The following is a 12,027-nucleotide window of genomic DNA, read 5'->3' on the forward strand; positions in this document are numbered from 1 at the left end:
ATTTATTTTGGAAGGGCTATAATTTCGGCACCTGAAATGTGCGGTTGATAAATAAAAGGTTTAGTATTTCCGTAACCATCAACCTCCGTAAAACCATAACCAAGTTTTTCTAAAAATTTAAAAATAGCCTCAGGTTCTTTTGTGCTTTTGAGCTGATAATTTCTATCGTATTCGAAAATAATAACGGGTTTATCTTTTTGAATGGTTTTCTCCAGGCCCTGTAAAACAGGATATTCATATCCTTCAACATCTATTTTAATAAAGGCAATAATTTCAGGTACATACTCATTTAAATAATCATCGCCTTTTTTACAGTCAATTTTTGTGTTTTTTTCTCCTTCTTCAAAAAGATTGTGTGCACCTGGATTTTTTAAATTTTTGCTGAGGTGGATATTTAATATTTCGTTGTTGTTGCCCAAAGCAATTTGAACAGGTTGTACCTGACTTAAATTATTTAATTCAATATTTTCCTTCAGTATATTAAAATTATCTTCAATGGGCTCAAATGCAATAACTTTTCCTTTTGTGCCGGTAAGGGTGGCAAAGTACAAAGTATGGAAACCAATATTCGCACCGATATCCAATACGGTCATCCCTTCGCTTACATATTTTTTATAATGTGTTTTCAGATAAGGTTCATAATCGCCGGTAAAATATATACAGGCATCTATATAATGTTGTGTATTTAGTTTTAACCTGAATTGTTTTTTTAATGGCCTACTTATGGTTTGTACAGGTTTTAATAGCTTGCTGTTGTAAAGCCAGAAAAATAATCTTAATTGTCCTTTAAATGGCTTTCGGTTTAATATGAATCTACAAATCGTATTTAACATAAAGAATTTTCTTTTACAGCAATAACTTCATCAAATAATTCGCATTGTTTTTTTGTCATATGCTTTGCGCTGTATTGCTCAAATTCAAGCCAGTTGGTATTTACTTGCTCAATACTTTGGTTGCCCATTTTAATTAAAAAGTTAAGAATAAATGGGATTGATTTTTCTTCGTTATTAAGATCTGCTACTAAGCCTGCCTCACAGTTTTCTATAATTTTTGCAGCGCTGCTTTGCTTGTTAAATATGGCCAGCAATGGTTTTTTTGCCAGAATATAAGGAAATATTTTAGAGGCAGTGTACTGAGGATCGTCGGAAGCGGGAATGATTAGGCCGTTTGCATTTTGTAAATAACTTAAGCTTTCATAAAAACCAACCCGATCGGTTTGTTCAAATATATAATGTTCAATGCCGAACTTAACCGCAAGTGGTTGAATGGTTTTATTTCCTGTTCCTTTTTCGGCGTAGCTGGTTCCAATAAAATAAATCCTAAGCTTTTTAAAATTTTCTGGTTGCTGTTTAAGCCCCAACTGGAAGCTTTTAAACAAAATTTTTAATGATTTTTGTAAATCATGACCTCCACGACCTACGTACACCAGATTAATAAAATCTTCGCCTGTTTTAAATGAAGGATTAAAATTTTTTATATGTTTTAGAGAAATTTCCTGATCTTTTTCAAATGCGCCAAATGTAATCGTAGAAGAAGGAATGTTTTTTATTTGAGGGTACCTATTTTTTAAATCATTAATATAAGCCTCAGAAACGCTGATTAATCCATCTGTATTTTTTATACCTACAGGCTCCAGGTACTTATTTAGCCTGTACGAAAACCAGTATTTATTGGGCCTTTCCGATTTTGGCTTGTTCTGATAATAATCGGTATGCCAGGGATCTTGCATATCAACTACATAAGGAATACCAAATTTTCGTTTCCAATAGCGCCCTAAAATGGTAAGAGGAAACTCGGTAGTCGAGAAATAAATTAGATCGAATTTTTCTTTTTTTATCAATTGGCTGACATACTTTTTATAAAAAATAATCGACCGAAGAGAGAGGCTTCCTAAACCAAATTTAGAGGTCCATTTTTTTGAAAATGCTTTTATCTTGTGAATTTTAATGTCTTTAGGAATACTTTCTAACAGCAGCGGATCTTTCAATAAACTGGTGTACTGCTCATCTACCATTACAACTTCTGGATTCCATCCAAAATGCCTGAAATAAGATAGACTCATTCTTACTCTTTGCATATCAGGTGTGTTAACAGGAGCAAAGTAAGGCGAAATAATTAGCAGGCGTTTCAATGCGTTTTGACCAAATTTATGTTGTAGCGGAATTGGCACATTTAATTTAAATGGCTAAGGGTATGATGAACCACCGATAAGAATTTCAATTTTTCCTGCAGCCAGTTTAAGCTACCCGATGCATATTTTTTTGAGTTTATCTTTTGCAATACAAGTAAGTCGGGGCGATGAATGTAATCAAGCAGAATGTTTTTCAACGAATCCAGATTGCCACGTTGGTACACAAATCCAATCCCTTTATATTCTTCCATAAATTGCTTTTGGGCAGAGGTATCAGAAGCTATAACTGGCAATCCAGACTGTAAATAAGTGAAGATTTTGTTGCTTAAAGCAAAATCATTATTTAAGCAAAATCCAGGTTCAAGCGCCAGGCCAATATCAAACTGACTACAAAAGTTTATAACATCTGTTGATGGAATGGGCGGGTAATAAAAAACTTTTGATAAATCGACATTATAATCTGCGCACAATCTATTAAACTCTTCTTTGGTATGGCTGGCCATGTTACCCAATAAATGAAGCTCCATTTGTTCGGATAGGTTAAGGTATTTTAGTACATCTTCTATACCTCTGTTATGGCCTATGGTTTGCGAGAACCAGACAAGTTTTAACTTTTTATCCGTGCTTTTTAGGTTAAGAGATGAACCTTGCTCAAAAACATTTAAAATCGTAACTGGATTTAGTTCTGGGAAAAGTACTTTATAGGTATTGGAAATAAGCAGACTGGATGTTGTTAAATAATCCAATTCAGGAAAGTACTGATCTTCAATTTTTGTTTTTAATCTCACATCCGGGTGGTTAAAATCATTGCTAACTTCATTACGGTGCAAATCTTCTGCGTCGAATCCAATTTTTGCCTTATTTTTTTTTGCGGCTTTAATGGCTGCTGGTAATGCAGCTAAATTATGTGCAATGTATAAATCAGCGTTATGTTTTATGGCTTCCCGGTATAATAATGCCGAACATCTGCCAATGGCCAATTCAGGATTTAAACTAAAAAACTTAAATAGAAATACCCGGCATTTAAATTTCAGCCTGCTGTATCCGTATGTAAATTTTCCCTGGTCGGGGCTTCCGCCAACTCTAATGGCTTTCCAGCTTTTTTCGGCGAGTAATTTAACATCTTGTACGGTACCCCAATTGTTCCAATACTGGTAGATAACGGTTACATCATAACCTGCTAACACTAAAGCATCGGCTTCTTTAACTAAGCGTGGGTTTAACGAGGGCTGGCCTGAAGTAATGAGCACAACTTTATTCATTTAATTATTTTGGCCAATTAATTTCCTATACAAGTTTAAATATTGGCTAACAATTACCTGCGATGAAAACCTCAACTCGCAATCCTGCCTAACTTTTTGGCGGTCTATTTCATTTATTTTAAAAACAGAACTAATCATTTCTTCTGTAGAACTGCATCGAAATCCATTTAATCCGTTTATTACCACTTCAGGTACCGAACCTCTGTTAAAACCAATTACGGGTGTACCACAAGCCATCGCCTCGGCCATTACAATGCCAAAGGGTTCGTTCCACTCAATGGGCATTAAAAAAGCCAGTGCATTGCCCAATAATTTGTTTTTTTCTACATCATTTACAGGGCCTATGTGAGTAATTTGATCATCAAGTTCCGGCCTTATTTTATCATCGTAATATTGCTGGTATTCAGGCGGGATGTTGCCTGCAATGATTAATTTCTTTTTAGTTTTTCTGGCAATTTCAATAGCTATATGTGCCCCTTTTATCGGCTCTATCCTCCCTAAAAAAACAAGGGGAGCATTATCTGCTATTTCTGGTTTAAAGTTATACACCTTTAAATCTACGCCATTAAATATAGGGTATGCAGCTGCATAATCAGCAATTTGGTTACTGATATAGGCACTGCAACCCGTGAACGATAATGTATTATGTTTAGCTAACTTTATAGCCTTTTTAATCTGGCTTATCGAAGGTTCTCTTTGGTAACTCATTAGCTTTGGGATACCTAAGGGAAGTTGTGGCAGTAAATACGCCAGCCTGCCAAAACTATGTACAATATCATATTTGTTGCTGAATAATTCTTTATTAATCAACCATGAATTTCTAATCACATCTATTTTATTGCCGCTACTTGCTCCTTTATAGGGAATAAGCTTTGCAGGTGTAACAGAAGCTGCGTGGGCAAATAAACTTACTTCGTGCCCAAGGTTAATGTAGCCATCAATCAGCATGGCTATAATTCTTTCTATGCCGCCATACAAAAGGGGAGGTACAGGTAATTCAGGATCGGCTATTAGGGCTATTTTCAAGTAGAGGATTGATATAATTTTAGATAATGATCAGTCATATGTGCTGAAGTATAATTTTTTTCGAAAACCTCCCTGCACATTGCCCTGTCAATTTCTTGTATATTGTTTACAGCAGAAACCAGATCTTCAAACGTTTCTCCTTTAAAGCCATTTATTCCGTTTACAATATATTCATCAAAACAAAATTTATTGTAGCTTATAACAGGACAGCCGCAAGCATTGGCTTCGAGCATTGTGGTATTAAAGGCTTCACTATCTATCGTCGGAATTAATAATGCTGCGGCCTCATTTAATAAGGTATTTTTTTGTTTATCATTTACCTCGCCAATAAATTTGATTTTTTCACCATCGCACTCAGCCAATACATATTGGTTAAACCAAGCTATTTCATGGGCGTAATCTCCAACTTTACCGGCAATAATTAACCTACGGTTTGTTGCTTTTGCTAATGATATTGCATCCATTACACCTTTAGTTTTACCCATTCTGCAAATTATAATTAATGGTGCATCAGGTAATATCGTTTTTTGCTCGAAGGTGTAAAGATGCTCAGGCAAACCGTTATTAACATAGTTCCAGTTGCCATTCAAATGGACAGATTTGTCCTGAATCCATTTTCCGCAGGGGCTAAAAGTTAAATTTGTTGGGTTCAGTGCCAGAAACCTGAGAAAGGAACTGGTTTCCAGTTCGGCCATGTGAAAGGTGTGAATTTTTCTTGTTTTGCTCCATATTTTCGGTAAGAAATAAATAAGCCGCCCGTGATTATGGATTACATCATATTTTTTGCTTAAAAGATGTCGCCATATTTTTTTAACCGCGTTTTTTTGATCTGAATAATTTCCAATTGGAATTAATTTTACACCTTTTTGTACAATAGAATCGCTATGCCCCATCAGGGTAACCTCATGCCCCCTTTTCACCAATTCATCTATTAAGTATTGAACAATACGTTCTGTACCTCCAATTGTAGTTGGAGGAAATGGCATAACCGGGTTAACGATTTGTAATATTCTCATTAACAGCTTGTACGATATTGATATAGGCCTGGGCCGATATTTCTAAAGTTAAATTTTTTAGAATGTAAGAACGTGGCGAAAAAGTTTCAATTTTAGATAAAAAAAGATCTAAACTGCTTTTAAAATTTGAAAGGTCTTTAAATTTAACGCCGCAAGTGTCATCCCAATAAGGAACAGAACTTACAGATTTATATTTGACCAATTCTGGATAAAAAGAGGGATCTTTCCAATAACCGCCCTCATCCCAGGCTAAAATAGGTGTTCCGGTAGCCAATATTTGTTGATAAGCAATACCTTGGGTTTCATGATTGCTCAGGAATATAGCAGCCTTAGCTATAGCTAAATCATTTATTAAATCATCATGTGTATAAGATCCATACCGGATAATCTTATAATTCAAGTTATAGGAATCTAATATTTTAAGAATAGGCAATAAGAATTGCTCGTTGTTTATCTGGTTCGCTAATGCAAATTTATCATAGATTAAAAAATCTATACTTTTATGTTGTTGTTTAATTTCAGGTGACCATTTTTCACTATCGATACCCACGGGCCACGCACAAACCTGATCTCCATAATAGGGCTTACACATTTTTTCCATCCATGGTCCCGGGACAAGCATTTTTTTTACATTAGGGTACTTAGTGAAAAAATCTGGACATTCAATCGGGTGTGAAAAGGTTCCCGCTCCAAAAAGAATGGGATTTTTAAAGCGTTTCTCAAAAATAAGATGAGGTTTTCCAATGATGCAGATTAACTCATTGGGGTGCTTTCTTGCATATTTATAATCGTTAAAACGATAAGGCATTTTTAATAAGTCAAGCCCCTTCATCAATTCAAGTGCTATCATCATTACACCTCCAGGCCTTGGCTTTCTTCTCACCAAACTTCTAATGATTTGCCGTGGATAACGATCGTATTTAATCCATCTGTCGGGATTTGGCTCTTCGTAAAAGAGATTAATTGGATGAGAAGACACTTAATACTTCTTTTTGTACAATATTTTTTTACTAAATTTTAAGGCGGGTACTTCTATACTCGCATAAAATACCCAAGCCATCGATATAGAAACTATCAATCCAAATATTAATGAAATTATCGGGAAATTTTCATGAAGTATATATTTTGAAATAGACATGCTTGTTCTGCCAAAATCCCAATGCGTTAAGTATAAGGAATAACTAATAGTGCCTAACCATAAAATTAGCTTGGTAAATAGATTGGTAACATTTATCCTAACATATAGAATAAATAACACAGTGAAGAGAGAAATTAAAGCTTCAGGAAAACCATTGTGATAGAAAGTAAAGATACAAATTATGGCAACTGAAATCCAGAATATATATATGTTCAAGTTTAGATATAACTTTTTGAAAGTAAGGATGCCTAAAGCAAACATGCTAAACCAATAAGGCAAATATGCTGATGTTGTAAACGACGATAAAAATAAGATAAGCGCAAACAGTACTAAAGTTCCGTAATTATTTTTTACCATAAAGTTATATGATAAGCCTAAAAAAATATAGAATTGAAACTCAATGGCTAAAGTCCAAAAAACCGGACTAATCCATTTGAGTCCAAGGACATCATTCAAATAACCAATGTGAGAAATGATTGTTTTGAAATTTGGAAATGGCCTTTTGCTTAACAAGATTAAGATTAACGATAAAATAATGATGATCAAGTATGGAGGTGATATTCTGGCCATTCTTTTTAACAGGAAACCTGGTGTTTGGCTCAGCTGAAAATTTCTATTATTCATGCTGATTGGAATAATAAAACCACTAACTATGAAGAAAATCTCAACACCTAAATAACCAAATTTTCCAGTTTTTCCTAATTCCTGAGAAACGAATGTACTCCCTGAAAGATGAAAATAGGTTACTGACAGCGCTGCTATCCCCCTTAGAAAGTCAATATTTTTTAGTCTGTGTAAAGGCTTAATTTGAGAATTATACACGTTTATTTTTGATTTACACAATATTACCTATTCCTCTATTAATTCCTTTGATTCAAGGCCGGCAATGTGCCCTTTAATGTTTAAAATATCAGTTAACTGATATTTGAATTTACCTTTCTTTAATACCCTTGCGGCGGCAAACTCTACTGAAATATAAGATCCTGATTTTAGCTTAGGATTAAAAAATTCTTGAATAAAATTCCAGAAACTTCTTAATCCAACAATCCGGTAAGGATAACTGTATAACTCATTTAAACAACTTAACAGAAATTCTTCGTAAACAATTTTATTTTTTACAAAATAACCTCTTGTTGAAATCGTAGATCTTTTAGTGTCAAAGTCAAAACCTTTAACCTTAAAATCTAATGCATCATCCATTTCCGTTTTGAAATTGTCGGTAGGGAAGTATCTGCCAGAAATCTTAAATATTTTCGTGTCAGAGGGGACATCATCCAGTACCGATAAAAGGATTAAAATTTCATTGATACTTTTATTTGCAAACTGATATTGTTTAAGCTGAATAACCTGTACACCATCTACCGCTGATCCAAATTTTGAGAAGTCATATTCCGCAGAATTATCTGCTAAAATTATCTGTTTAAATCCTGCGGATTTAAGTTTTTCAAGTGTATTGATCGTTTGTAGTTCTCTTTCTTCAAGCGAAAAAAAACTTTTAGTTGTATACGACATTACCTTTGGGCTTACGCAAGATGTTATAATAGCAATCATTCTTTTAACTTTAAATAGTACTGAATAATTCTAATGGTTTTCCAACCAAAAAAAGTAGCTAATTTTTGTGTTATCGGCCCACCAATAGAAGGCTGGTAGTTTTTTGGATCAATTTTAGGTAAGGCTTTAACCGCAATTTTATAAAGCTTATAATATCTGGGCAGGCATTTTAATGCAACGCCGGTTAGCATTTTATAAATTGCCAATTTGGCTTCGTAAGAGTTTACTTTTTTTAATAAAGTTTCTTTTTTTAATAAAACAGCAGTGAGCATGCTTTCAAACCTCTCTTTTGAATCAAGATCAGATAATGAACCCGCCATTTGTTTTCTATAGTAGCTATAACCTTTTTCACTATATACAATTCCTTTTGAGTTTAATACAACTCGTGAAAAAAATTCGCCATCATCATCATACGTTAAATTTTCGTTCCAAAACCCGGCTGCTTTAATAAGGTGTTTTGGTGTTAACCAGGCATGTATGCTTACCATTGAGCCGTAAGGAGTATTGCCTCCCCATAAATTCACTAAAAAATCTACAGGATTTTCAGAATATTTTAAAAAACCTTCCTCATAACTGCTTGCAGATAGATAAGACAATTGGTCTTCATCGTGAAAATGAATGGTACGGCAGATTGAAGCATATCCAGGTAATTGATGAAGGATTTTTAACTGACCTTCTATTTTATCCGGACTTAACAAATCATCTGCATCCAAAAACTGGATATAATCACCTTTGGCTATATTAATTCCGAGGTTTCTGGCTGCACTTGCACCTTTATTTTTCTGCTTAACAAGTGTTAACCTATCACTTTTAAACTTTTGGGCTATTGCATTTGAAGCATCATTTGATCCATCATCTACAACAATAATTTCAATATTGGTATAGCTTTGCTTCAGTGCAGATTGGATGGTTTCTTCAAGATGCTTTTCTGCATTATAAAATGGAATAATAATAGAAACCTTAGCTTGATCCATTTGAGCTATATTTAAGTTTTTTGGCTAAGTTTCTGGTTTTATTTTCTATTAAAATATAGAAAACGTAGGCTGCTATAATCACGATGGTTAATTCTGAAAATAAAAATAGCAATTCGTGTTTTTTAATATCAAATAATTTTTTTCCAATTCCTAAAAGATAGATTAAAATTAAAGGATGTATTAAATAAAGCGAGTAAGAGATTTTACCTAAAAATACAAGGGGCTTAAATGATCGGTTGCAATACTGTATAATCAACCCTGCTGCAATTAAGGTTAGAGTAATTAGCACGTCAAACTTATAGTATACAATAAATAAGCACACCAACATCACAATTAAGTAGGTGCTCTGCTTAGTTTTGGTATACTGCATTTGTGCCATGCCTAACGCGAAAATAGGGGCGTAGTTCGTGACTAAATAATAAGAATTTTGAAAATTAGCGAAGGTGCTTAAAGCGAATAACAGTAGAAAGGTGATTTTATAAATGGCGGAATTGCTTATGAAATAAAGCAAGCCTATCAATATATAAAATTGAAATTCTACACATAATGTCCAGAAAACAGTATTGTAAAAGCCCCATTTGGTAAATGGAATAATATAGAAAAGGTGAGAAATAAATTGTCCGGGAATAAATGGAATAATATTTCCGTTGTAGGATGGGATAAACCCAAGTAGCCAAAAAGTTACTAAAGTAAGGATAATTACAATAATATAAGGCGGGTCAATTCTGATGACCCTTTTTAGCAAAAATCTGAAAAAATTTTTAGGGTGATAATTGTTTTTTATCAGCGCGTGTAAAATAATGTAGCCGCTTATTAAAAAGAATACATGGACACCAATTTGCCCTTTATTGAAAATTTTCGATAATAAATGGTAATTGTTTAAATCAGAACCGTAATGGCAAAGCACCACGGCCAATGCTGCGAGTCCGCGGAGCTGCTGAACACCAATATTAAGCTGTGATTTTTTAATTAACTGCATTAAAAATTTCTATCCAACGCATTTTCCCAGCCTCATCTTCTACTTTATTCTGATTTAGAAAAGGTTCTGCCAGCATGCTCATATATGCCGTTGGATTACGGTCAAGCTCAATAATTCTATCTATCAAAGGGCTGAAATCCAATTTGTTTAATTGCAGTTTCATTTTTTGGGCTTTACCAATGGTTTTAAGCTTGCGACGAACTTTATAATATAACTTAGTATAAGTTGCCGGCCGGTAATCTTTAAAATTATACTGGCAGTTTGACTCTAAAAAATCTACTATGTTTTGATTAGCAACCGGTACATAGCTTGAGGCATCAACTAAGCTTTTTGGATTAAATACTTCGCTAATTAATGGATCGCCACAATAAATAGGTATGCTATTCATTTGCATGGCATCGTAAAGTTTTTCGGTCTGGTATCCTGGGTAAGCGTAACTCTCAAAGGCGATCGTAAATTTATAAGGTGTTAAAAATTGCCGTTTAATCTCCCATTTACTGCCGGTATATTGCGAATCAATAGATGGCATATTATTCATTGATCGGCCTGGTGCATCTACTTTTTTGTATTTAGATAGTTGCCTGAAAAACTCTTCCCGATAAGGAATATGGTTGGAATATAGAAAGTTGCAGAATTTAGTTTTTTTATTGAACTCTTCTTCCACATTTATATTTTTTATAAGTGATTTTGGATCTAAGCCATGCCATTGGATTCTTCTATAACGGTTGTTGTTTACTTCTTTTGCCGTAGGTACACCAAATGCCCAATCACAAATGCTTAAATCAGGCGTGATGCATTCGCAATAATAGCCTATCCTGAGGTAATTACCCTTAGATGGAACATCATTTCCGTAGGGTCCGAAAATAATAACATCCGGATTTTCAGATTTGACGAAATCAAACATTTGCGATAGTCCATTTTTATCAAAAACTTCTTCTTTAAATCCCTCAAATGATAATCCATTCTGAACTTTAATTTTAATCGCTTTTTTCAATGAAAAGGGTTTTTAGATGACCAAGATAAAATCTAATAAAAAACAGGGAAGGCGATTTAAGCCCAAAAACTAAAAAACGGCTAAAATTATTTTCTGCAGTTTTTTCGATTTGGGTAACAACTTTTAAGTACCTGGTTAACTTAAAAATGTACTTAAACAAAACGATCTTTTTCTTTAAATTTTTCGTTTTTTTTAAATAATCCTTAACAATTTTTAATTTTTCGTATTTGAATAACAAACTGTCTTTAAATGTTTTGGCATCCTCATGCTCTCTAAAATAAGACAAGTTTAGCGGCAGGTAATTAATTTCTTCTTCCTTTAAATCAAAATTTAATATCATTCCCCAATCAAATGAATAATGTAAACTCTTGTCAATATTTAATTTTTGAATGTTTTGGAGTATAATCCACTGTGAGGGTTGTTGAAAGTAGGATTTTTCACTGATTAAGCCATTAAATGTCAGGTTTCTAACCAATGTAGGTGGATTTTCATTTTTATAATTTGTAAAATGGGTACAACCACCTGCAATAATCTTTTGCTTATTGTTTTTTAAATAATGCCCGGCGATATTAAACAATGCCTTTTCTGCAAGTAAATCATCACTGTTTATCCAGTTAAAAATTTGCCCAGTACAATGATTTAATCCTTTAAGAATAGCATCTACTTGTCCGTTATCTGATTCTGAAATCCAATACTTTAAATGAGATTCGTATTTTTTTATAATTTCGACCGTATTGTCTTTACTTCCACCATCCACAATAATAAACTCAAGATTTGGGTAGTTTTGATTAATTATAGACAATAGGGTTTCTTCAATATATTTAGCCTGGTTGTAACTTGGGGTAACGATTGAGATTTTTGGCCAGTTATTTATGCCATTATAAATATCCGGATGAACCTCATTAATCCATGGCCAGCTTTTTTCGTTTTTATTTTGATTATCGCCTGTCATTAGT

Annotated in this window: 12 protein-coding genes; all 12 read right to left on the bottom strand. The window is 33.7% G+C overall.

Annotation, left to right across the window (positions count from 1 at the left end):
• Window positions 1-2: 2 nt before the first annotated feature.
• The gene (locus tag R2Q77_RS16735) at window positions 3-833 is read right to left on the bottom strand and encodes an FkbM family methyltransferase (RefSeq protein ID WP_316804870.1); all 831 of its coding nucleotides are present in this window, start codon (window positions 831-833) and stop codon (window positions 3-5) included.
• Window positions 827-2,077 (bottom strand): glycosyltransferase, encoded by a 1,251-nt coding sequence (locus R2Q77_RS16740; protein ID WP_316804871.1) that lies wholly within the window; start codon window positions 2,075-2,077, stop codon window positions 827-829. The genes R2Q77_RS16735 and R2Q77_RS16740 overlap by 7 nt, the downstream gene beginning before the upstream one ends.
• 95 nt (window positions 2,078-2,172) lie before the next feature.
• Window positions 2,173-3,393 (bottom strand): hypothetical protein, encoded by a 1,221-nt coding sequence (locus tag R2Q77_RS16745; protein ID WP_316804872.1) that lies wholly within the window; start codon window positions 3,391-3,393, stop codon window positions 2,173-2,175.
• Window positions 3,394-4,419 (bottom strand): glycosyltransferase family 4 protein, encoded by a 1,026-nt coding sequence (locus tag R2Q77_RS16750; protein ID WP_316804873.1) that lies wholly within the window; start codon window positions 4,417-4,419, stop codon window positions 3,394-3,396.
• Window positions 4,416-5,435 (bottom strand): glycosyltransferase, encoded by a 1,020-nt coding sequence (locus R2Q77_RS16755; protein ID WP_316804874.1) that lies wholly within the window; start codon window positions 5,433-5,435, stop codon window positions 4,416-4,418. The genes R2Q77_RS16750 and R2Q77_RS16755 overlap by 4 nt, the downstream gene beginning before the upstream one ends.
• Window positions 5,413-6,414, bottom strand: a complete 1,002-nt coding sequence (locus tag R2Q77_RS16760) for a glycosyltransferase (protein WP_316804875.1) — start codon at window positions 6,412-6,414, stop codon at window positions 5,413-5,415. The genes R2Q77_RS16755 and R2Q77_RS16760 overlap by 23 nt, the downstream gene beginning before the upstream one ends.
• Complete coding sequence (locus R2Q77_RS16765) at window positions 6,415-7,395, bottom strand: acyltransferase (protein ID WP_316804876.1); 981 nt, start codon at window positions 7,393-7,395, stop codon at window positions 6,415-6,417. It abuts the gene before it with no gap.
• Window positions 7,396-7,422: 27 nt separating this feature from the next.
• Window positions 7,423-8,124, bottom strand: a complete 702-nt coding sequence (locus R2Q77_RS16770) for a hypothetical protein (protein ID WP_316804877.1) — start codon at window positions 8,122-8,124, stop codon at window positions 7,423-7,425.
• Entirely contained in the window at window positions 8,121-9,098 is a 978-nt protein-coding gene (locus R2Q77_RS16775; protein ID WP_316804878.1) for a glycosyltransferase family A protein, read from the bottom strand. Before R2Q77_RS16775 ends, R2Q77_RS16770 begins: the two co-directional genes overlap by 4 nt.
• Complete coding sequence (locus R2Q77_RS16780) at window positions 9,085-10,077, bottom strand: acyltransferase (RefSeq protein ID WP_316804879.1); 993 nt, start codon at window positions 10,075-10,077, stop codon at window positions 9,085-9,087. The genes R2Q77_RS16775 and R2Q77_RS16780 overlap by 14 nt, the downstream gene beginning before the upstream one ends.
• Window positions 10,064-11,071 (bottom strand): glycosyltransferase family 10 domain-containing protein, encoded by a 1,008-nt coding sequence (locus R2Q77_RS16785; RefSeq protein WP_316804880.1) that lies wholly within the window; start codon window positions 11,069-11,071, stop codon window positions 10,064-10,066. The genes R2Q77_RS16780 and R2Q77_RS16785 overlap by 14 nt, the downstream gene beginning before the upstream one ends.
• Window positions 11,055-12,023: a glycosyltransferase family 2 protein gene (locus R2Q77_RS16790; RefSeq protein ID WP_316804881.1), complete on the bottom strand. Its 969-nt coding sequence runs from the start codon at window positions 12,021-12,023 to the stop codon at window positions 11,055-11,057. The genes R2Q77_RS16785 and R2Q77_RS16790 overlap by 17 nt, the downstream gene beginning before the upstream one ends.
• Window positions 12,024-12,027 lie beyond the last annotated feature (4 nt).

It is taken from the genome of Pedobacter nototheniae, from assembly GCF_032678625.1.
Classification (GTDB): domain Bacteria; phylum Bacteroidota; class Bacteroidia; order Sphingobacteriales; family Sphingobacteriaceae; genus Pedobacter; species Pedobacter nototheniae_A.

Coding starts and splice junctions, on each gene's coding strand:
- R2Q77_RS16735 (WP_316804870.1), bottom strand. CDS start 833: ATGTTAAATACGATTTGTAGATTCATATTAAACCGAAAGCCATTTAAA.
- R2Q77_RS16740 (WP_316804871.1), bottom strand. CDS start 2,077: ATGCAAAGAGTAAGAATGAGTCTATCTTATTTCAGGCATTTTGGATGG.
- R2Q77_RS16745 (WP_316804872.1), bottom strand. CDS start 3,393: ATGAATAAAGTTGTGCTCATTACTTCAGGCCAGCCCTCGTTAAACCCA.
- R2Q77_RS16755 (WP_316804874.1), bottom strand. CDS start 5,435: ATGAGAATATTACAAATCGTTAACCCGGTTATGCCATTTCCTCCAACT.
- R2Q77_RS16770 (WP_316804877.1), bottom strand. CDS start 8,124: ATGATTGCTATTATAACATCTTGCGTAAGCCCAAAGGTAATGTCGTAT.
- R2Q77_RS16775 (WP_316804878.1), bottom strand. CDS start 9,098: ATGGATCAAGCTAAGGTTTCTATTATTATTCCATTTTATAATGCAGAA.
- R2Q77_RS16780 (WP_316804879.1), bottom strand. CDS start 10,077: ATGCAGTTAATTAAAAAATCACAGCTTAATATTGGTGTTCAGCAGCTC.
- R2Q77_RS16790 (WP_316804881.1), bottom strand. CDS start 12,023: ATGACAGGCGATAATCAAAATAAAAACGAAAAAAGCTGGCCATGGATT.